Origin of the sequence: Agromyces mediolanus, assembly GCF_023715325.1 — a bacterium.
Lineage (GTDB): Bacteria > Actinomycetota > Actinomycetes > Actinomycetales > Microbacteriaceae > Agromyces > Agromyces mediolanus_A.
On sequence record NZ_JAMBNX010000003.1, the window covers coordinates 13,964 to 32,714 of the forward strand.

Below are 18,751 nucleotides of genomic sequence, written 5' to 3' on the forward strand. Positions count from 1 at the left end.
GAGGCGCCGAGGCGCCTCGCCGCACAGGAGAGCTACTTCCGCACGGACGACGCCCTGCGCCGGTGGCGCGCCAGGACCATCGCGGTGCCGCCGACCACCAGCAGCAGGACTGCTGGGACCACGAACGCCGCGACGAGCGTGCCGGTCTCCGCGAGATCGCTGGTGGGGGCTCCGGAGTGGCCGCCCGCTGAAGAAGTCGGCGGCGGGGGAGTGCTGGCCGGCTGGGAACTGGTCGGGTTCTCGAGGGCGACCTCGACCGTCGTGCTCCCAGCGATGGTGATGGTCGCCCCAGCCTCCGAGGGAGTGACCCCCGCCCCGCTGAACCGTGCACCGAGGTATTCGACGCCATCGATCGGGCTGGGCGTTTCCTCCGTGAGCGTGACCACCGTGCCGGCGGGGATGCCGTCGACGTGCTCGGTGGCGCCGTCCTGCAGGCGGAGCGTGCCGACGGTGGGGGTGCCGTTCAGTTCGTAGACGTAGTCGACGCGGTACTCGGTGTCCGCGGGAATCAGTGGTGCTCCATCGCCGGTGACGTGCTTCGTGATGGCGAATCCACCGAGCTCGGCCGTTGCAGTGTTCGCCACCTCGATGGTCACATCGCGGTCGCCCGGGACCTCGACCGCGCGGGGTGTTCCGTCGAGGAGGTAGCCGTTCGGGGCGGTGATCTCGATGAGCTGGTACGAGCCGGGGGAGAGGTCCGTGGCGATCGCATCGCCCGATGCGTCCGTGGTCAGCGTAGCGACCGTCACCCCTTCGGCATCATGGAGTTCGAACACGGCGCCGGCGAGGGACTTGGCCGCATCGTCGGCATCCCGCTTGTGCACGCGGAGGGAGCCCGTCGTGGTTTGCGCGATCCTCGCGGTGGCGCTGGAGCGCTTATCGCCGATCTGGATGAGTCCCTGACATGCGGGATCGCCCGAGTAGAGGGCGGCGTCGCCGTCCGCCAGGTAGGCGATGCTGATCCCGAGCATGGCGGTGGTGTCGGCAGCCTGGCCCTCGAGGCACACGTTCGCGGTGTTCACCGCTGCGGGGTTCGGGAAGTAGAGGAAGCGCCCGTCGATGATGGCGCCGCTCGTGTCGTCCGCGCAGAGCGACGCGCTTTGGCCGGCGGGGACATCGAGGTTGACCTGATCGGTGGAGATCGTGATCGTGAACGGGATCCGCTGGCCATCGGCGACGGGACCGCTCGGCCCGCTGATCTCGATGGAGGGCAGCTCCGCCGCGGCGTCGACGGACACGGCCGCCCAGTTGTTGTTCGTCGGGCTTGCTGCGTCGCCGTCCGCTGCGAGTCGCTTCCAGGCCGGCGAGAGCACGCGGTCTCCGCCGTCGTTCGTGTACACATTCGTCGGGGTCTTGGTGCGCGAGAGGTCGATGGGACAGTGGTCCCACGTCGTCTTCGCGCCCCCGGTCGTCGGCACATACGCTCCGTTGTACGGCTCGAAGCCGGGGGTCGCGCCGTCCGGGATCTGGTTCGCCACGCACCAGATGGCCCAGGCCAGCGACTGCCGATCGGCCGACCCACCGGTGCCGGCGTGGGTTGCGAGCCAGTTGATCTGCGCGTAGCGCACCGCAGTCAGGGGTGTCGTGTCGTTCGTGAACGCCGGAGTCACCGCACCGGTCTGGGAGTTCACCGGAACGCTCGCGACCCGCTGATACACCGATGTGCTGCAGACCTTGAGATTGTGATTCAGGCAGTACGACCACTCCGGGGACGTGATCGTCCCGTTGGACTTCACGCCGGTGCATTGCGGTGCACCGATCGTCGAGCCGTCGATCGGCCGTCCAGTCCAGGTCGAGGTCGCGGCATCGTAGAAGTTGAGCTGGTCCGGTTCGGAGCCGTGCAGCGTGACGACGGCGCCTTCGGGTACCGAGGCGAGCCACGTCGGATCCACGTACACGGTCGGCGAAGCGCCGTCGCCGAGTTCGCATCCGGTGACCTCGAGAAAGCTCGCGGGTGGCGGCGCCGCGGTGGCGGAGGACGCCACCCCGATCGCGGGGATCAACGCCGCGACGAGCGCGGCGATGCAGAGGGCCCATCGTGGGCGCCCACGTACCGCGGGCGGGCGGGCAGGGGTGGTGTGAGAGTTCTTGGGCATGGCTGCGGAGCTCCTCGGGATGGATCGGGTCCTTCCAAGACACCACTTCAGGAGCCACCGCTCTTGCACCGGGGTGCGCGCTCAGTGGGCCGATGGTCCGATGTGCGCTCGCCGGCCGAGGACTTAAGTACCGTCGGCCGATGACTCGACGTCCGCGATCGGGCACTCAGTATCGAAGACAACGCCGCCTCGGTCGGGTGAGGTCAGTCGTTCGACGAGTTCCGAGCGCCGATGATGCCCATCCAGGACCCGATCCTGGATGGGCATCGGTGCCGGCGGAGCGGCACTGGTCGCAGCAGGCGACAGCCGGCGTCCCAGAGCGGGACTGGAGCCGGCGGCTGCTCGAGAAACCCGAATCTCGGTCAGCCGCACACCAAGCTACGAGCGACATCGCCCGGGGGTGGACCAAGGTCGACAGCTCTACGTACCCGGCGGGCTGGTTTGCGTGGAGTTCGCGGTGCGCTTGAGAACGTGGCACACCGCCCGGATGCGTACTGCACCTTGTCGGCCGGATACTGAGGTCCTGAGTGAGGGGCGGGTGGGGGAGCGGGCGCCCCGTAGCCTTCGACGTCAGATCGCCGTTTTCATGGCGACGTTGATGAAAGGACGCTCCTCGATGTCGGACCAGTTGCGTGTGAAAGACGGACGGCACGATCGCTCTCCCTTTGCTGTGCGGCTCGTCAAGTGACCGCGTCCGATACCGCAGTCCAGCTCGGCGAGATCCTGCATCTCGTCGTGGCGAACCCTCTCGGGGTGATCGCCACGACCAGCGCAGAGGGCCCCGAGGCGGCGCTGGTGAGCGTCGCACCGACGCCCGCGGGCGAGTTGATCGTGAAGACCCGCGCTGATTCGCGCAAGGTGGCGAATCTCGAACGCGATCCGCGCGTCGCTGTCGTCATCGGATGCAGCGGCGGATCGTCGCTCCAGATCGAGGGCACGGCAGCCGTCGTGACCGACGCGGAAACGGATGAGGAGTACCATCGGCGATTCTCCAGGGGAGTGCGAGGAGGGGAGCAGGTCTACCTCAGGATCCGACCTGATTGGGTTCGCACCTGCGATCTGGCGACCGCACCGCCGACCGTCCGGGAGGGGCCGTTCCCCATCCCGGACTAGGGCCGCGTACCCGGCGCGAGCCGAGTCATCCGCGCGACGAACCGATGAACGCGAGCGCAAGACTCATCAGCGGAAGCAGCGCGGACATCGCCGAAAGCACCACCGCCGCGACGCCGAGCACCGCGACGAGCACCAGCGTCGCCGCCCAGTCAGCGGCGCGATGCCACGATCGGCGCTCGTACGGTGCGGAAGCGAGTGACTTCATCGTGCTCCTTCGATCTGGACGTACGCACGCTCCCACGTGCTCCCGCACAGCTGCGTACTGATCGACGAAGCACCAGTGGATGAGGCGTGCCAGTTCGGTATCCAGCCGGATGATCCGTTCTTCCGGATTTCACGCTTGTCAGCGCAGGTTTGCGGTCTGGCCCGCTTTAATGTAAGTATCTGCGTATGAATGCAGATAACAGGTGCGGGTTGTCGCCGGATAGTCAGTACGTTGAGTTGGCCGTTGAGGTCTTCTCGATGCTTGCTGATGCCACACGCATTCGGATCATCCTCGCGTTGCGCGATGAGGAGCTGTCGGTGAACCATCTCGCGGACATCGTCGACAAGTCGCCGGCGGCTGTTTCGCAGCATCTCGCGAAGCTGCGGCTGGCGCGGATCGTGGCGACTCGGCAGGAAGGCACGCGGGTGTTCTATCGGCTCGCGAACGAGCACGCCCGCCAGCTCGTTGCCGACGCCATCTTCCAGGCCGAGCACGCGCTCGACCAGAACCCGGCGCACCACCGCGCCGCGATGCCGAGCATTGCGCCGGTAGGGAGCATCACGGGTGCTTGAGATTCTCGGCAACCGGTCGTACGCGAAGCGAGAGGCTCGGGGCGGGTGAGTGGTGGTGCCCATTCCTTGCATGTGTTGAATTACTGATGGTGAAGTCAGTTACTCGTTCTTCCAGAACTCTCTGACTTGTCCGCCTGGATTGGCGGTTTGGCGTCGTTAATGCAACTATCTGCGTATGAATGCAGATAACAAGTGTGGGCTGTCGCCGGATAGTCAGTACGTTGAGCTCGCCGTCGAGGTGTTCTCGATGCTCGCGGATGCCACTCGCATTCGGATCATCCTCGCGTTGCGCGATGAGGAGCTGTCGGTCAACCATCTCGCGGACATCGTCGACAAGTCTCCGGCGGCCGTTTCGCAGCACCTCGCGAAGCTGCGCCTGGCTCGGATCGTGGCGACTCGGCAGGAGGGCACTCGGGTGTTCTATCGGCTCGCGAATGAGCACGCTCGTCAGCTGGTCGCCGACGCCATCTTCCAGGCCGAGCACGCGCTCGATCAGAACCCGGCGCACCATCGCGCTGCGATGCCGGCCGCTGCGCCGGTGAGGAGCATCACTGGTGCTTGAGGTTCTCCGGAGCCCGTCGTACGCGAAGCTCTTCTGCGCTCAGGTCGTCGCTCTCCTTGGCACGGGGCTACTGACGATTGCGCTCGGGTTGCTCGCGTTCGACATCGCCGGTGGTGACGCCGGCGTCGTTCTCGGCACAGCGCTCACGATCAAGATGCTGGCGTACGTCGGCGTCGCCCCGGTCGTCGCTGCGCTCACTGGTCACCTGCCGCGCAAGCTCGTCCTCATCGCAGCTGATGTGCTTCGTGCTGCGGTCGCGATCAGTCTCCCGTTCGTTACCGAAGCGTGGCAGATCTTCATCCTCATCTTCGTCTTGCAGGCCGCGTCAGCGACGTTCACGCCCGCCTTCCAGGCGGTGATTCCGGAAGTGCTCCCTGACGAGGGGCAGTACACGCGGGCCTTGTCCCTGTCACGTCTCGCGTACGACCTCGAAGCGTTGGTGAGTCCGATGCTCGCTGCGGCGCTGCTGACGGTCATCACCTACAACAACCTTTTCGTCGGCACCTTCCTCGGCTTCATCGGGTCCGCGGCGCTCGTGATCGCGACCAAGTTCCCGAAGATCGCCCCTGCCGAACCGGCTCCCTTCTTCGAACGGCTGACCAGCGGGGTGCGCGTGTTCTGGCGGACGCCGGAGTTGCGGAGCCTGCTCGCGATGAACCTCGTCGTGGCGACCTCGACGGCGATGGTCATCGTGAACACCGTGGTGCTCGTGCAGGGGCTCCTCGGGCGGCCCCAGACCGATGTCGCGCTCCTCTTGGCCGCCTACGGCGCCGGGTCCATGGTCGTGGCGCTCGGGCTGCCGAAAGTGCTCGACCGGATCCGTGATCTCAAGGTCATGCTCGCCGGCGCTATTGCGCTTCCGGTTGGGTTGGTCGCGGCGGCCATCTTCATCGGGATGCCTGCGTCGACTGGAACGTGGGGCGCGCTCATCGCGACGTGGTTCTACCTCGGCGCGGCGACCTCGTTGCTGCTCACACCGTCGGCTCGACTGCTTCGGCGGGCATCCGACGTGGGGACTCGCCCGGCGGTGTTCGCTGCGCAGTTCTCGCTGTCGCATGCGTGCTTCATCATCACGTACCCCTTGGCGGGCACGCTCGGTGCTCTGCTCGGTCTCCCGGCTGTGGCCCTCGTCCTCGCCGCAATCGGCACCGCTGCCGCGGCCCTTGCCTGGCTTGGTGCTCGCCGGGCCTCCTCACCGGCAGGCAGCGAGCTCGCTCAGTCGGGCGCCTAGGTCTCAGCTGGGGTCAAGGTCGATGGGCGTGCTGTTTCGCGTCGACGTACCGCGCCATGTGGGATCCGGATCGCTCGGCATGCTGAGCGAGGGTCTTCGGCGAATACCCGAGCAAATCGGAAAGCGACGCTACGTCGATGAGTGCGGTGAGCTGTTTCAAGGTCGTGTTCCGGGTGCGCTGCGGGTCGATACCCAGCGTGTTGAGCCGCTGCTGCAGGGTGGGAACTGACAGGTGCCGGCCGGCACGGTAACCCGGGAACAGCCAGTCGGTGCCGGTGTTCGTGGTCATTCCGTCGCGGTCCTCGAGCTGTCGCCAGAACATGGGCGCGAGAGGTTCGGGGATCTCGCTCACGTTCACACCGAGCCGGATGAACATGCCGTCCGGGCGTAGCTCGAGCTGATCCGCTGTGAGTCTGACGATGCGGGTGAGCGGTGTCGCCCAAAGGAGGTGGATGAGTGCGGCGACTCTGGTGCTGAGCGCGACTTGTTCGAACTCGACCGCGTTGCGGATCGCTTGGATGCGCTGCGCCTGCGTGAGTGTGGGCAGGGTGATCGCCTTGCGCGGCGGGACGTAGAGCTTCCGTGATCCGCCACGACCGCGCGCGAACCAGCCGATGAAGTGCTTGATTTGGAAACGTGTCGTGACCGCACCATCCAGGTAGGCGTCGATGTCTTCCTGGTGGAATGTGGCGACGGTTCGCTCCCGGGCCTGTTCGACCCAGATGAGGAACTTGCCAGCCTCAGTGATCTGCTGTCGTGCGTTCCGGCAGGCGATGTCCATGTTCGCGACGCCGACGCGCTCACGTAGCCGGTTCAGGTGATGCCACCGGGCGTACTGCTCGATGATCGACGCCACGTCAGGATCGGGCTGCAGCTCACGTAGGCGGGCGTCGACCCAGCCTTCGAAGATCGCCAGGTGCCGATCCGCGGGGGCGACCATGAGGCGGTTGTGGATGAGGATTTCACGAAGGTGCTCCACCGAATGCCCGCGCGGCAATGCGTTGAACGCCTCCGGGGTGAGGTCGAGTTCTCTGTCGCCGATCTTCCTGAGCAACTCGTGGGCCTTCTCGCCTCGCATCCAGGTGTAGATGCTCTCAGGCCGTGTTGACTCGACGAACACTTGGATCAGTCGTTTGATGCGTAGATCTGGGGGAGTGGTGGGCTTGAGGAGCTCGGTCAGGTCGGCCTCGATGACGCAGCGGGCACATTGGCCGTTGCGGAACCGCTCGGCTTCGACGCCGCACCTGTCGCAGGTCATGTTGGTCGTGATGCCGGCGCAGTCTCGGCAGATCGGCTTGGCGTGCTCGTCGCGGCCCGGGAGCAGGCGGTCGTCGCCGCAGCCCGCGCACACCCCGTACGTGTGGGCCGCTTCCCTGAAGCAGATGCCGCAGATCGCTCCATCCGGCCAGCGGACGCGAATCTTGGCGCTCATGCGCCCGCACCGGTCGCAGTGCTTCTCGCCCTCGGATCGTGGTCGCCCGCGTGGCTCCGGCGGTGTGAGCGAGTTCAACGTAGCCGGCCGGACGCGGCCGTACTCGCGGGGTCTAGCCATCGTCTCGGGTGACGCGGGCGCGGACGGGCCGGTAGTTACGCAGATCGGGAACGCCTGGATCTCCGTTCGCGACGCGCTTCTGGCGGATGGTGCGGGCGTCTGCCGCGGTGAAGGTCACCAGATCATTCACCTCGCAATGCAGGATGTCGCACAGCGCCACGAGAACCTTGAACGCGATCCGTTCCGGGTCCTGTGCCACCAAGCGGTAGACCTGCGAGGCCGACAATGTGATTCCTCGCTCGCGAAGCGGTTCGACCAACTGGGTGCTGCTGGTGATGTGCTGCCTAGCCATCAGCTCGCGGATTCGCCACTGGTACTCGATCTCGCGTCTCATGATGCGCCCCGATTCTTCTTGCGGTTGGGTGGGAGCGGCGGCCGCGGCGGAAGCCTGAGCTTTCGCTTCGGCAAGGCGACCGCGGTGCCGGTCGCCTCAAGCATCTCCCGGTGCACTCGGGCGAGCTCAGCGATCTGGAAATCGGCCGCCGGGAGGGTGTAGATCGACGTTGTCGCAGCGTGCTCGTGTCCGAGCTGCATCTGGATGAACTTGATGTCATACCGATAGGACGTGAGCAGATGCGTCGCATACGAACGGCGCAGCGAGTGGAAATCGAGTCCCGGAGGAAAGCCGAGTTCATCGACGCAATCGCTGATCCGTTGCCAGAGGTGGTTCGCCGACACCACGCTGCCCGTGTTGGTCGGAAACAGATCCGTGAGCGGTTCGCCGTAGCGGGGGAGGACGTTGTTCGTCCAGTCCTCGGCGACCTCGGCGGCCCACTGCCACACCGTCAGCACGTTTCGCGGCTTGAACACCTGGCCGGCCTTCGCCTTCCCGAATCGCACGTGCAGGTTGCCGAAGTCGCCGAAGTAGGGTGTGCGAGCGTTCGCGGAGAAGTCAACGATCTGCAGCCGCCGAACCTCGGTGACGCGGAGCCCCCACCCGTACGCGATCTTGCAGGCCGCGGCGTCTCTGAGCACCGTCAGGGCGCCGCTGCGCCCGGACTCGAGCACGCGCACATACTCCACGTCGAGGAGATCGAAGAGCTGCTGGAGCTCGTCCTCAGTGAATGCCCGCTTCTCGGGCCTGGCCTCGTTGGTCTGTGAGTGCGTGATCCGGTTGAATTCGTTGACGACCTGCGAGAAAACCTGGCCGAACATCTGAGCCGAGCGCACGCTCCAGTCGTACGCCGGGCTCGTCGCGAAGTCGCAGAATGCCTCGATCATGCCCTGATACGCGCGCAGCGTGGACTGTGCCAACCCTCGAACCGAACGAAGATGATCGAACCAGTCGGTCGCGTCGCCCACGTTCCACTCCCAGGGGAACTTGCCCGCCGAGTCACACAGGCGGAACACCACCGAACGACTCGTGCGCACGTAGCCTGCCTTGATGCCGCGCGAGCGCAACGACGCCGCCCACGCGTCAAGAACCTCTTCGAGGAAGACGTCAGGGTCTGGAGCAGCCCCGGGAACAGGCAGGAATGAAAGCGTCCCGCCGCCATCAGAACCCACCATCGGACACCACCGCCTCGCCTGCAAATATTGCAGGATTCCTGCAGAAATCGCAATGGGTGGATCCGGAAAACCAGATCAGAGGGTAAATCCAAAGGGATCGTCAGCAGTTGAATTCCGACCGGCGTTGCTGGATGCGTGAGGCGCCCGAGAACGGAGTAATTCCTGGTCAAGCGCGATTAATGCAAGCGGGGAAGGGGATCAGCCGGTTCTCAAGATCCTGCAATTCCTGCAAGTTCTGGATTTACGTTCGGACATAATGTGCATTATCGGCGTACTGTAACTCGCAGGAACAGACGGCGCGCCACGCTACATTCGTCAAATGGCAGCGCTGCACGTCACGGGTTCGGATGTCGTGCATCTCGATCGTCTGACGTTCATGTGGGTGCAGTTGGTTCGGTTCGATCTCGACGTGTCGAAGTCGGACAGTGAGCTGCTCGAGCTGCTGATCTCGAGCCCTGGGTACGGTCACCGGCTCAGGAATCCCGACGAATTCCGGCACGAGTATAGCTGGGTCACCGGAGCGCTCGGGTTCCACGAATTCGTCGCAATCGATCGACGATCAGGAGTGCTCCATCTTGTCGTCGCGTGCGACGACTGAGGCGAGTTCCGCTCAATGGTCGATGTGGATGACTCCGCCGAGTGCGGCCCACTCCCCTAGGAACTCGCTCGTGAGCGCGTAGGCGAGCTGCTCGTGGGCATCGGAAATGAAGCTGATCCGCAGCACGAGCTCGACGCCGTCGCGTCCGCCTGGGATCTCGAGGGCGGCGGCTGCCCGGGCGGCATCGCCGAGCACGTGGTCCAGTCGGCGCTGCCGTTCGCGCCAATCTCCGCCCGGAATTCGCTCCAGGTCGATGAGATGGTGTGCTCGGCCGTCGAGGCCGAGTTCTCGCGCGCGTTCAGCGGTCTCGACGAAGTAGCTCGCCGAGACGAGCAAGTACCCGGGCTCGGTCAATGCGGGCCGAGCGCTTCGCCGGCGGTGTGCGCGGCCGCGATGGCGTCGCTGTGCGAACGCTCCCCCGAGATTGCCGCATCCGCATCGCCGCCATGGTGGCGAGTGCGCCTGACTCGGACCGTCAGTACTGTGGCGCCGACGAGCAGAAGAAGTGCGAACCCGCCGAGCCAGAAGATGAGTTCCATGCCGCTCCCCCCGCTCCCGTGAGCGAGAGCATACGCGCGATGCGCGAAGAATGGAAGAGCAGCCTCCGATTCGCGCTGCGGTCGCGGTAGCGTCGAAGCATGGCCTTCACGATTCGCGCCGCGACCAGCTCCGACTTCGCTGCGACCGAGGAGATCGAGCGGGACGCGGATCAGCGCTTCGTCGAACGTTTCGAAGCGCGTGACTGGCCGCCGGCGAGCTCCGCGGAGGCGCGCGCTGCGGCGCCCGGATTCACCCTCGTCGCCGAGGCGAGTTCGCCTCAGGCGGAGGGGGCGGAGATCCTGGGCTTCGTGCAGGTGCTCGAGGTCGCGGGGCAGGCCCATCTCGAACAGCTGTCGGTGCGCCCGTCCATGGGCCGGCGCGGGATCGGCGGGCAGCTGGTCGAAGCGGCTGCCGCCGAGGCGATGGCCCGCGGCTACGCGATGCTGACCCTCCGCACCTACGTGGACGTGCCCTGGAACGGCCCGTTCTACCTGCGCCACGGTTTCGTCGAGAGCGAGCCGGCGACGGAGTTCGAACGGAGCCTGCTGCCGATCGAAGCGGCGCTCGGACTGAACGCGTACGGCCGCCGCGTGCAGATGACCCGGGGGCGTTGACACGGATCGGCCCAGATCAGTCCCGCTCCCCCAGCCGCCTGCGAATGGCCGCAGCATCCGACCGGTACATCGCCGCATGCTCGAGCAGGTCCGAGCGTCCCGTCTCCGCCGCACGCTCGCGGGTGAACGTCTCGAGCTGGTCGAGGCGATCGGCCGCAACCGCGAGCACCTGTTGCGGCGAGGCATCCGATCCGTAGGCGTCGAGCAGAGCCCGGAGGCGCGCGTCTCTGTCAAGCTCGTCGGACTCCGGCGCGTCCGCCGCGTAGGGGACGATGCGGTACGCGAGGTATGCAAGATCCCAGAGCCGGGGACCCGGCGAAGCGAGGTCGAAGTCGATCGCGCCGACGAGTTCACTGTCGCGCACGATGAGGTTGTACGTCGCGAAGTCGTTGTGGCAGATCACCTCGACGGGCTCCCGCGCCGTCGAACGCCAGAGCAGTCCCGCGTCGACGAGCGGCACGCTCGCGTCATGGAGCCGCCGGAGCAGCTCGCCCGCTCCGATCAGGACCCGATCCGACCAGAGCAGCTCCGGATCCGCTGCGGCGAGGTTGTCGCCCTCGACGAACGAGAGCACCTCGCGGCCGCGTTCATCGAGACCGAGCGGTCTGGGGATGCCGGACACACCGGCGTCGCCCAACACCTCCAAGAGTCGCTGCACGGCCGGAGTCCACTCCCCAGCCGGGCGGCGAACGGTCACGCCGACGCGCACGACCTCGCCCATGTTGCCGCCCGCGAGTACCTCTTCGGTCTCGTCCGGCGTCGAGGCGTGCGCGTCGTTGCTCATCCAGCGAGCCTATCGAGGCGGCTACGCCCTGACGTACTCGGCCAGGTGCTGCCCGGTCAGCGTCGACTTGGCTGCGACCAGCTCGGCCGGCGTGCCCTCGAACACGACCAGCCCGCCGTCGTGCCCGGCGCCGGGACCGAGGTCGATGATCCAGTCGGCGTGCGCCATCACGGCCTGGTGGTGCTCGATGACGATGACGGATTTGCCCGAGTCGACCAGGCGGTCGAGCAGGCCGAGCAGGTTCTCGACGTCGGCCAGGTGGAGGCCGGTCGTGGGCTCGTCGAGGACGTAGACCTCGCCGGTCTCCCCCATCGCGATCGCCAGCTTGACGCGCTGACGCTCGCCGCCGGAGAGCGTGGAGAGCGGCTGGCCCAGGGTGAGGTAGCCGAGCCCGACATCCGCGAGGCGGCCGAGGATGGCCACCGCCGCCGGGATCTTGGCCTCGCCCTCGGCGAAGAACTCGCGCGCCCGCGACACCGGCAGGTCGAGCACCTCGGTGATGTCGAGGCCGCCGAGCTTGTACTCGAGCACGGCCGCTTGGAAGCGCTTGCCGCCGCAGTCCTCGCACGGCGTCTCGATGGTGTCCATGAACCCGAGTTCGGTGACGATGACGCCGGAGCCCTTGCACGTCGGGCAGGCGCCCTCCGAGTTCGCACTGAAGAGGGCGGGCTTCACCCCGTTGGCCTTCGCGAACGCCTTGCGGATGGGTTCGAGCATGCCCGTGTACGTCGCTGGGTTGCTCCGGCGGGAGCCCTTGATCGCGCCCTGGTCGATCGAGACGACGCCCGGGCGTTTCACGACGGAGTTGTGGATGAGCGAGCTCTTGCCGGACCCGGCCACGCCGGTCACCACCGTGAGCATGCCGAGCGGCAGATCGACGTCGACGTCACGGAGGTTGTGCTCGTTTGCGCCGCGCACCTCGATCGCCCCGGAGGCGGTGCGCACCTGCGCCTTGATCGACGCCCGATCGTCGAGGTGGCGGCCGGTGAGCGTGCCGCTCTGCTTGAGGCCTTCGACGTCGCCCTCGAAGCAGATCTCGCCACCGTTGCTGCCGGCTCCCGGCCCGAGGTCGACGACGTGGTCGGCGATGGCGATGGTCTCGGGCTTGTGCTCGACGACGAGCACGGTGTTGCCCTTGTCGCGCAGCTGCTCGAGCAGGCGGTTCATGCGCTGGATGTCATGCGGGTGCAGGCCGATGGTCGGCTCGTCGAACACGTACGTGATGTCGGTGAGCGAGGAGCCCAGGTGTCGGAGCATCTTGATGCGCTGCGCCTCGCCGCCCGACAGGGTGCCGGACGGCCGCTCGAGACTCAGGTAGCCGAGGCCGAGGGTGACGAAGGCGTCGAGGTTGGCGCTGAGCGCGCCGAGCAGCGGTCCCGCCTCGGGCAGCTTCAGCCCGCGTACCCAGTCGGCGAGGTCGGTCACCTGCATGCGACAGGCGTCGGCGATGCTGACGCCCGCGATCTTCGAGGACCTAGCGCCCTCGGTGAGTCGGGTGCCGTCGCACTCGGGGCAGGTCGCGAACGAGGCGACCCGCTCGACGAAGGCGCGGATGTGCGGTTGGAGTGCGTCGAGGTCCTTCGAGAGCATCGACTTCGTGAGCTTGGGGATGAGGCCCTCGTACGTCATGTTGATGCCGCTGATCTTCACCTTCGTCACCTCGCCGTAGAGGAAGAGGTGGCGCTGCTTCTCGGTGAACTGGGCGACCGGCTTGTCGGCGGGATAGAAGCCCGACTCCGAGAAGCCCTTCACCATCCAGCCGTCGGCCGTGTACCCGGGCACCGTGATCGCGCCCTCGTTCAGCGACTTCGACTCGTCGACGATCTGCGACAGGTCGAGATCGGAGACCTGCCCGCGGCCCTCGCAGCGCGGGCACATGCCGCCGAGATAGATCGCGTCCTTCACGATCTTCTTCTCGCCGCCGGGCCCCGTCATCACGCCGCTCGCCCGCTGCGTCGGGATGTTGAAGGAGAACGCCGTCGGTCCGCCGATGTACGGCTGACCGAGCTTGCTGAACAGGATGCGCAGCATCGCATTCGCGTCGGTGACGGTGCCGACGGTCGATCGGGGGTTCGCGCCGAGCCGCTCCTGATCGACGATGATGGCGGTCGTGAGGCCCTCGAGCACGTCGACGTCGGGCCGTGGCACCGAGGGCATGAAGCCCTGCACGAAGGCGCTGTAGGTCTCGTCGATCATGCGCCGGGACTCGGCGGCGATCGTGTCGAAGACGAGCGAGCTCTTACCTGACCCGGACACGCCGGTGAAGACCGTCAGCCGGCGCTTCGGGAGTTCGACGCTCACGTCCTTCAGGTTGTTCTCGCGCGCGCCGCGGACCCGGATGCGCTCGTGATGGTCGGCGGGGTGCTCGGTCGCGGCGGTCGTCGGGGCGTCGGTCATTCGTGCTCCATCACTCGGCGGGTCGGGGATCGTTCTGGCGTGCTCAGTTCGGCTGCTGGATGCGCACCATGTTGCCGGCCGGATCGCGGAAGGCGCAGTCGCGAACGCCGTACGGCTGGTCGATGGGCTCCTGAGCCACCTCGGCGCCGCTGGCCTGTACCCGGTCGAAGGCCGCGTCGACGTCGGCGGTGGCGAGCACGATGCTGGCGAAGGTGCCCTTGGCCATCATCTCGGCGATGGTGCGCTGCTCGTCGTCGGTGATGCCGGGATCCGCGTTCGGCGGGTAGAGCACGACCGAGTTGCCCTGCTCGGCTGCTCCCAGAGTCAGCCAGCGCATGCCGTCGTAGCCGACATCGTTGCGCAGCTCGAAGCCGAGGACGTCGCGGTAGAACGCGAGGGATGCCTCGGCATCCGTGTGCGGGAGGAAGGTGTACTGAATCGAGAGGTCCATGCGCGTCACGCTAGTCGTTGCGGATTCGGGCGCGCTTCTCGATTCCTGATCGGTCTCGTGGCGCGTTTGGCGAGGACGGACGGCACGCCCTCGAGCGGACCGGCCGCCTGACTGCGGAACTCGCTCGGCGGCACCCCGACGAGCTCGGTGAAGCGCGTGCTGAACGTGCCGAGCGAGGAGCATCCCACCTCGAAGCAGACCTCGGTGACGCTGAGGTCGCCGCGCCGGAGCAGCGCCATCGCCCGCTCGATGCGTCGGGTCATGAGATAGCTGTAGACCGACTCGCCGTAGGCCGCCTTGAACTCGCGGCTCAGGTGGCCGGCCGACATGCTCGCCCCGCGGGCGAGCTCATCCACGTTCAGTGGGAGGGCGTATTCGCGGTCGATGCGATCACGGACCCGGCGCAGGCGCGCGAGGTCGGCGAGACGCTGCCGTTCGCGCTCGGCGTCGACCTGCGGCATGCGCTCCCCCTCGTCTGGAACCTGCGGCGCCTGGAACCTGCGGCGCGGGGATGGCGCCTGCCCTCCCCCGGCCCGAAGCGACGGTAGCGCACCCGGCCGACATCCGGTTGCTGGCCGCGAGCGAATAGCCTCCGTCGCGCACCGTCGCATTGCGACGCGCGGGTTCACATCCGACACTCAGCTTGCCTGGCGGCCTAGCCTGGCCCCGTATCGCCAGCCGTGAGAAAGGAACTGCTCATGTCAACGCCCCAGTCGGACGGCGTCTTCGCTGCGTTCTCGCTCGATGCGAGGGACCTGACGAAGTCCGCCATCAACACGGTGCGCGCCACCCTGGGCATCTCCGGTGCCGTCGCGCTCATCTTCGGTCTGCTGATCACGTTCTGGCCGAAGAACTCCGCCGTGGTCATCACGATCCTCTTCGGGATCTACTTCATCATCGCGGGCCTCGCCTACCTTGGCCTCGGCATCTTCTCCAAGGGGATCTCGGGCGGAGCCAGGGCGCTCGACATCATCCTCGGCGTCCTCTTCGTCATTGCCGGCTTTATCGTGGTACTGAGCCCCAGCGAGTCGGCGGTCATCCTCGGCCTGTTCCTCGGGCTCTTCGTCGGCATCCTGTGGATCGTCGAGGGCATCGTCGCGCTCGTCCAGTCGGGCGACTCGTCGTCGAAGGGCTGGGCGATCTTCTTCGGCATCCTGAGCGTCGTGGCCGGTGTGGTGCTGCTCTTCTCGCCGCTCTGGGGCGCCGTGGTGCTGTTCATCTTCGCGGGGATCGCGCTCATCGTGCTCGGCATCGTGCAGATCGTGCGCGCGTTCACCTTCGGCAAGGGCGTCGCCGCCGCCTGACCCGGACCGTAACGACGACGGCCGGCCGTCGGAAGTGCTCGCTTCCGTCGGCCGGCCGTCTTCGTGCGCGGGCGGGGGCCGGTCAGGCCTCGGGCACGAAGCCCGAGACGTCCCCGACGAGGCGCGTGTGCTCAGCCGGGATCGGGTCCACGGCGGCCTGCGCGACCTCGGCTGCGAACTCGGACACGTTGTACAGCCGACCGGCGTCCTCGCGACGCGCCGCGATGGCGCCCGGGTTGGCGCGCTCGAGCAGGGTCGCAGTGATGGTGCCCTCGATCATGTCGCCGGAGACGACCACGAACTCGATGCCCGCCGCGTCGAACTCGGGCAGCTTCGCACGGAGGGCGTCCTCGCCGGCGCGCTTGGAGAGCGCGACCGGCTCGTACTCCGGCATCGTCGGCGTGGTGCGGATGAAGTGGGCCTGGTGGCTCGTGACGAACACGATGCGCGCGCCCTCGGCGAGGAACGGCAGCGCCTGCTCGACGACGTTCAGCTGTGCGTCGCGGTTCAGCCGCATCGCGTAGTCCTCGCCCAGACCGGTCTCCATGCCGCCCGAGGCGTTCAGGACGAGCAGGTCGACGCGGCCGAGTTCGGTCACGACGCGCTCGAACATCGCCGTGACGGAGGCGGCGTCGGTCAGGTCGGCGCCGACGGCGATGGCACGGCCGCCGGCCTCGGTGATCTCGGCGACGACCTTGTCGGCGCGCGGCGCCTTGCTCCGATAGTTCACGACGACCGAGGCGCCGGCGGCGGCGAGATACCGCACCGTGTCGGCGCCGATGCCCCGGGACGAACCGGTCACGAGCGCGACCTTGCCGTCGAGCGATGCGGGGGCGAGCGGGCTGGTCACTGGCGGACTCCTCGGGGGTCGGTTCGGGCGGCCGAACGGACGCCGAACCCGAGGATATCAATCCCCGTATGCCGAGGCCGGGCTGCTAGTTTCGAGTGGGGCGTTCGAAGGAGAAGGAATTGGATGTACTGACCCAGTACGCCTGGATCGCGTGGATCGTGCTGATCCTCGCGTTCGCGACGATCGAGGTCTTCACCCTCGAGATGACGTTCCTGATGCTCGCCCTCGGCAGCGTCGCGGGGCTCGTCTCCGGCGCCTTCGGCATCCCCTGGTGGGCGCAGTTCCTCGTCGCGGCGATCGTCGCGGTCGTCCTGATCTTCACGCTCCGCCCGCCGCTCCTGCGCCGACTGAGACGCGGCGGCGATCCGGCCAGGAGCAACATCGACGCCCTGATCGGGACGGACGGCGCCGTCGTGAGCACCGTCACGCAGGCGGGCGGTCAGGTGCGTCTGCAGAACGGGGAGACCTGGACCGCCAGGCTCTCCCCCATCACCGAACAGCGCGATGTCGCGGTGGGCGAGAAAGTCCTCGTCACCGGCATCGACGGTGCGACGGCGGTCGTCGTGCCGGTAGAGAGGAGCGCCGCGTCGTGATCGACGTCCCCACCATCATCCTGACGGTCGTCGTGGTGGCGATCACGATCTTCGTGATCGTGATCCTCGCCCGCTCGATCCGAATCATCCCTCAGGCCTACTCGGGCGTGGTCGAGCGGCTCGGCCGCTACCACAAGACGCTCGCACCGGGCCTGAACGTGCTGGTGCCGTTCATCGATCGCCTGCGCCCGCTCGTCGACATGCGCGAGCAGGTGGTGTCCTTCCCGCCGCAGCCGGTGATCACCGAGGACAACCTCGTCGTGTCGATCGACACGGTGGTCTACTTCCAGGTCACCGACGCTCGCGCCGCGACGTACGAGATCGCGAACTACCTCGGCGCCGTGGAGCAGCTCACGACCACCACGCTCCGGAACGTCGTCGGTGGGCTGAACCTCGAAGAGGCGCTCACCAGCCGTGACAACATCAACGGGCAGTTGCGGATCGTGCTCGACGAAGCCACGGGCAAGTGGGGCATCCGCGTCTCCCGCGTCGAGCTGAAGGCGATCGACCCGCCCGTGTCCATCCAGGACTCGATGGAGAAGCAGATGCGTGCCGAGCGTGACCGCCGCGCCGCGATCCTCACCGCCGAGGGAACGAAGCAGTCCGCGATCCTCGAGGCGGAGGGCGCCAGGCAGGCGGCGATCCTCAGTGCCGAGGGTGACGCCAAGGCCGCCGTGCTGCGTGCGCAGGGCGAGGCCGAGGCGATCCAGACGGTCTTCCGCGCCATCCACGAGGGCGACCCGGACCCGAAGCTCCTCGCCTACCAGTACCTGCAGACGCTGCCGCAGCTCGCGCAGGGCCAGGCCAACAAGCTCTGGATCGTGCCGAGCGAGCTCACCGAGGCCCTGAAGGGCATCGGCAAGGCGTTCGCCCCCGGCGGAGCGCCCGGCGCCCGTGCGGAGGGCCAGCCCCCGCAGTGAGCGACGACGTCACGACGGCGTTCTTCGAGGGCGAGCCCCCGCGCGTGCTGGCGCACCGGGGGCTCGCCCTCGAGGCTCCGGAGAACACGCTGCTGGCCTTCGCCAAGGCCGTGGCGATCGGGATCACCCACGTCGAGACGGATGTGCACGTCTCGCACGACGGGGTCGCGGTCATCGCGCACGACCCCACGCTCGAGCGGGTCGCGGCGCGTCCGGTCCGCGTCGATCAGCTCACGATGCCCGAGCTCCGACGGGTCGAGCTCGGCGACGGGCAGGGCTTCGCGAGCCTGGTCGAGGCGCTCGACGGCTTCGCCGAGACACGGTTCAACATCGACGTGAAGGCCGAGGCGGCGGTGGCTCCGACGATCGAGGCGGTGCGCCGGACCCGGTCGGAGGACCGGGTGCTCCTCACGAGCTTCTCGGAGCGGCGACGACTGCGGCTCGCCCGGGCGATCCCCGGCGTCGCGACCTCGGCGGGCGGGAGCGGCGTGCTCGCAGCCCGCGCCGCGGCCCTGAGCGGCAATCGGACGCTCCTCCGGCGCGCGCTCCGGGGGGCGCGCGCCCTGCAGATCCCGGAGCGCGCGAGCGGCATCACGCTCGTCACGCCGGGCTTCCTCCGCGCCCTCCACGACGTCGGCGTCGAAGTGCACGTCTGGACGGTGAACGATCCGCTCGACATGCGACGGCTCCTCGCACTCGGCGTCGACGGGCTCGTGACGGACCGGGCGGACATCGCCCGCGAACTCATCGACGAACACTGATCGCCGAACACTGAGAATTCCCCGACAATTCGGCGGCCGCTGGCAAGGGAACGCCCAGCTTGATCGTTTAGAACTGTAAGCGATCGAGAGGAGCCCACC

22 protein-coding genes are annotated in these 18,751 nt (G+C 67.4%); 10 read left to right on the top strand and 12 right to left on the bottom strand.

The features are described from left to right. Positions 1-32: 32 nt before the first annotated feature. Positions 33-2,096 (bottom strand): MSCRAMM family protein, encoded by a 2,064-nt coding sequence (locus tag M3147_RS06265; protein ID WP_251202623.1) that lies wholly within the window; start codon positions 2,094-2,096, stop codon positions 33-35. Between the two features lie 684 nt (positions 2,097-2,780). Here M3147_RS06265 and M3147_RS06270 point away from each other — a divergent pair. After that, positions 2,781-3,209, top strand: coding sequence for a pyridoxamine 5'-phosphate oxidase family protein (locus M3147_RS06270; RefSeq protein ID WP_251202624.1), 429 nt, complete (start codon positions 2,781-2,783; stop codon positions 3,207-3,209). A gap of 25 nt (positions 3,210-3,234) precedes the next feature. On the opposite strand, the gene M3147_RS06275 is transcribed toward M3147_RS06270, so the two are convergent. Further along, positions 3,235-3,414 (bottom strand): hypothetical protein, encoded by a 180-nt coding sequence (locus tag M3147_RS06275; RefSeq protein WP_251202625.1) that lies wholly within the window; start codon positions 3,412-3,414, stop codon positions 3,235-3,237. A 185-nt stretch (positions 3,415-3,599) separates the two neighbouring features. Between M3147_RS06275 and M3147_RS06280 the strand changes: the two genes are divergently transcribed. The 3 genes from M3147_RS06280 to M3147_RS06290 all read left to right on the top strand — a co-directional run bounded on the left by M3147_RS06280 (position 3,600) and on the right by M3147_RS06290 (position 5,779). Further along, a complete protein-coding gene (locus M3147_RS06280) occupies positions 3,600-3,986 on the top strand; it encodes an ArsR/SmtB family transcription factor (RefSeq protein ID WP_251202626.1) in 387 nt (128 codons plus the stop codon). A gap of 175 nt (positions 3,987-4,161) precedes the next feature. Beyond that, positions 4,162-4,548, top strand: coding sequence for an ArsR/SmtB family transcription factor (locus tag M3147_RS06285; protein WP_076690901.1), 387 nt, complete (start codon positions 4,162-4,164; stop codon positions 4,546-4,548). Then, positions 4,541-5,779 (top strand): MFS transporter, encoded by a 1,239-nt coding sequence (locus tag M3147_RS06290; protein ID WP_251202627.1) that lies wholly within the window; start codon positions 4,541-4,543, stop codon positions 5,777-5,779. The genes M3147_RS06285 and M3147_RS06290 overlap by 8 nt, the downstream gene beginning before the upstream one ends. Positions 5,780-5,792: 13 nt before the next feature. Here M3147_RS06290 and M3147_RS06295 read toward each other — a convergent pair whose 3' ends face one another. The 3 genes from M3147_RS06295 to M3147_RS06305 form a co-directional block, all read right to left on the bottom strand. Then, a complete protein-coding gene (locus M3147_RS06295; protein WP_251202628.1) occupies positions 5,793-7,211 on the bottom strand; it encodes a hypothetical protein in 1,419 nt (472 codons plus the stop codon). Between the two features lie 112 nt (positions 7,212-7,323). Beyond that, positions 7,324-7,665 carry a helix-turn-helix domain-containing protein gene (locus M3147_RS06300; RefSeq protein ID WP_076690905.1) on the bottom strand — a complete coding sequence of 114 codons (342 nt, stop codon included), beginning with the start codon at positions 7,663-7,665 and terminating at the stop codon, positions 7,324-7,326. Continuing rightward, positions 7,662-8,840: a tyrosine-type recombinase/integrase gene (locus M3147_RS06305; RefSeq protein WP_251202629.1), complete on the bottom strand. Its 1,179-nt coding sequence runs from the start codon at positions 8,838-8,840 to the stop codon at positions 7,662-7,664. Before M3147_RS06305 ends, M3147_RS06300 begins: the two co-directional genes overlap by 4 nt. A 319-nt stretch (positions 8,841-9,159) precedes the next feature. Between M3147_RS06305 and M3147_RS06310 the strand changes: the two genes are divergently transcribed. Beyond that, entirely contained in the window at positions 9,160-9,438 is a 279-nt protein-coding gene (locus M3147_RS06310) for a hypothetical protein (protein ID WP_251202630.1), read from the top strand. A gap of 12 nt (positions 9,439-9,450) precedes the next feature. On the opposite strand, the gene M3147_RS06315 is transcribed toward M3147_RS06310, so the two are convergent. Continuing rightward, positions 9,451-9,792: a hypothetical protein gene (locus tag M3147_RS06315; RefSeq protein WP_251202631.1), complete on the bottom strand. Its 342-nt coding sequence runs from the start codon at positions 9,790-9,792 to the stop codon at positions 9,451-9,453. Then, positions 9,789-9,977 (bottom strand): hypothetical protein, encoded by a 189-nt coding sequence (locus tag M3147_RS06320; protein ID WP_251202632.1) that lies wholly within the window; start codon positions 9,975-9,977, stop codon positions 9,789-9,791. The genes M3147_RS06315 and M3147_RS06320 overlap by 4 nt, the downstream gene beginning before the upstream one ends. 99 nt (positions 9,978-10,076) lie before the next feature. Between M3147_RS06320 and M3147_RS06325 the strand changes: the two genes are divergently transcribed. Further along, positions 10,077-10,592 carry a GNAT family N-acetyltransferase gene (locus M3147_RS06325; protein ID WP_251202633.1) on the top strand — a complete coding sequence of 172 codons (516 nt, stop codon included), beginning with the start codon at positions 10,077-10,079 and terminating at the stop codon, positions 10,590-10,592. Positions 10,593-10,608: 16 nt separating this feature from the next. Here M3147_RS06325 and M3147_RS06330 read toward each other — a convergent pair whose 3' ends face one another. Genes M3147_RS06330 through M3147_RS06345 form a run of 4 tightly spaced genes read right to left on the bottom strand, consistent with a single transcriptional unit; the run spans position 10,609 to position 14,685 of the window. After that, positions 10,609-11,376, bottom strand: coding sequence for a phosphotransferase (locus tag M3147_RS06330; protein ID WP_251202634.1), 768 nt, complete (start codon positions 11,374-11,376; stop codon positions 10,609-10,611). Positions 11,377-11,397: 21 nt separating this feature from the next. Then, positions 11,398-13,773, bottom strand: coding sequence for an ATP-binding cassette domain-containing protein (locus M3147_RS06335; RefSeq protein WP_251202635.1), 2,376 nt, complete (start codon positions 13,771-13,773; stop codon positions 11,398-11,400). 43 nt (positions 13,774-13,816) lie between these two features. Continuing rightward, on the bottom strand, positions 13,817-14,224 hold the full coding sequence (locus M3147_RS06340) for a VOC family protein (protein ID WP_251202636.1): 408 nt from the start codon (positions 14,222-14,224) through the stop codon (positions 13,817-13,819). Between the two features lie 5 nt (positions 14,225-14,229). Continuing rightward, positions 14,230-14,685, bottom strand: a complete 456-nt coding sequence (locus M3147_RS06345) for a helix-turn-helix transcriptional regulator (protein WP_251202637.1) — start codon at positions 14,683-14,685, stop codon at positions 14,230-14,232. Positions 14,686-14,922: 237 nt separating this feature from the next. Here M3147_RS06345 and M3147_RS06350 point away from each other — a divergent pair, with 237 nt between their 5' ends. Further along, a complete protein-coding gene (locus M3147_RS06350; RefSeq protein WP_251202638.1) occupies positions 14,923-15,528 on the top strand; it encodes an HdeD family acid-resistance protein in 606 nt (201 codons plus the stop codon). An 82-nt stretch (positions 15,529-15,610) separates the two neighbouring features. Here M3147_RS06350 and M3147_RS06355 read toward each other — a convergent pair whose 3' ends face one another. Next, a complete protein-coding gene (locus M3147_RS06355) occupies positions 15,611-16,378 on the bottom strand; it encodes an SDR family oxidoreductase (RefSeq protein WP_251202639.1) in 768 nt (255 codons plus the stop codon). Between the two features lie 119 nt (positions 16,379-16,497). Between M3147_RS06355 and M3147_RS06360 the strand changes: the two genes are divergently transcribed. The 3 genes from M3147_RS06360 to M3147_RS06370 are packed head-to-tail and all read left to right on the top strand — an operon-like array spanning position 16,498 to position 18,652. Continuing rightward, positions 16,498-16,971, top strand: coding sequence for an NfeD family protein (locus M3147_RS06360; protein WP_251202640.1), 474 nt, complete (start codon positions 16,498-16,500; stop codon positions 16,969-16,971). Then, a complete protein-coding gene (locus M3147_RS06365; RefSeq protein ID WP_251202641.1) occupies positions 16,968-17,891 on the top strand; it encodes an SPFH domain-containing protein in 924 nt (307 codons plus the stop codon). The genes M3147_RS06360 and M3147_RS06365 overlap by 4 nt, the downstream gene beginning before the upstream one ends. Continuing rightward, entirely contained in the window at positions 17,888-18,652 is a 765-nt protein-coding gene (locus M3147_RS06370) for a glycerophosphodiester phosphodiesterase family protein (protein WP_251202642.1), read from the top strand. The genes M3147_RS06365 and M3147_RS06370 overlap by 4 nt, the downstream gene beginning before the upstream one ends. Positions 18,653-18,751 lie beyond the last annotated feature (99 nt).

What these genes read in the sequence shown, in the direction of transcription:
- M3147_RS06305 (WP_251202629.1), bottom strand. Translation starts at nt 8,840, where the DNA reads ATGGTGGGTTCTGATGGCGGCGGGACGCTTTCATTCCTGCCTGTTCCC.
- M3147_RS06300 (WP_076690905.1), bottom strand. Translation starts at nt 7,665, where the DNA reads ATGAGACGCGAGATCGAGTACCAGTGGCGAATCCGCGAGCTGATGGCT.
- M3147_RS06345 (WP_251202637.1), bottom strand. Translation starts at nt 14,685, where the DNA reads ATGCCGCAGGTCGACGCCGAGCGCGAACGGCAGCGTCTCGCCGACCTC.
- M3147_RS06335 (WP_251202635.1), bottom strand. Translation starts at nt 13,773, where the DNA reads ATGACCGACGCCCCGACGACCGCCGCGACCGAGCACCCCGCCGACCAT.
- M3147_RS06265 (WP_251202623.1), bottom strand. Translation starts at nt 2,096, where the DNA reads ATGCCCAAGAACTCTCACACCACCCCTGCCCGCCCGCCCGCGGTACGT.
- M3147_RS06280 (WP_251202626.1), top strand. Translation starts at nt 3,600, where the DNA reads ATGAATGCAGATAACAGGTGCGGGTTGTCGCCGGATAGTCAGTACGTT.
- M3147_RS06340 (WP_251202636.1), bottom strand. Translation starts at nt 14,224, where the DNA reads ATGGACCTCTCGATTCAGTACACCTTCCTCCCGCACACGGATGCCGAG.
- M3147_RS06330 (WP_251202634.1), bottom strand. Translation starts at nt 11,376, where the DNA reads ATGAGCAACGACGCGCACGCCTCGACGCCGGACGAGACCGAAGAGGTA.
- M3147_RS06275 (WP_251202625.1), bottom strand. Translation starts at nt 3,414, where the DNA reads ATGAAGTCACTCGCTTCCGCACCGTACGAGCGCCGATCGTGGCATCGC.
- M3147_RS06350 (WP_251202638.1), top strand. Translation starts at nt 14,923, where the DNA reads ATGTCAACGCCCCAGTCGGACGGCGTCTTCGCTGCGTTCTCGCTCGAT.
- M3147_RS06285 (WP_076690901.1), top strand. Translation starts at nt 4,162, where the DNA reads ATGAATGCAGATAACAAGTGTGGGCTGTCGCCGGATAGTCAGTACGTT.
- M3147_RS06325 (WP_251202633.1), top strand. Translation starts at nt 10,077, where the DNA reads ATGGCCTTCACGATTCGCGCCGCGACCAGCTCCGACTTCGCTGCGACC.
- M3147_RS06310 (WP_251202630.1), top strand. Translation starts at nt 9,160, where the DNA reads ATGGCAGCGCTGCACGTCACGGGTTCGGATGTCGTGCATCTCGATCGT.
- M3147_RS06320 (WP_251202632.1), bottom strand. Translation starts at nt 9,977, where the DNA reads ATGGAACTCATCTTCTGGCTCGGCGGGTTCGCACTTCTTCTGCTCGTC.
- M3147_RS06295 (WP_251202628.1), bottom strand. Translation starts at nt 7,211, where the DNA reads ATGAGCGCCAAGATTCGCGTCCGCTGGCCGGATGGAGCGATCTGCGGC.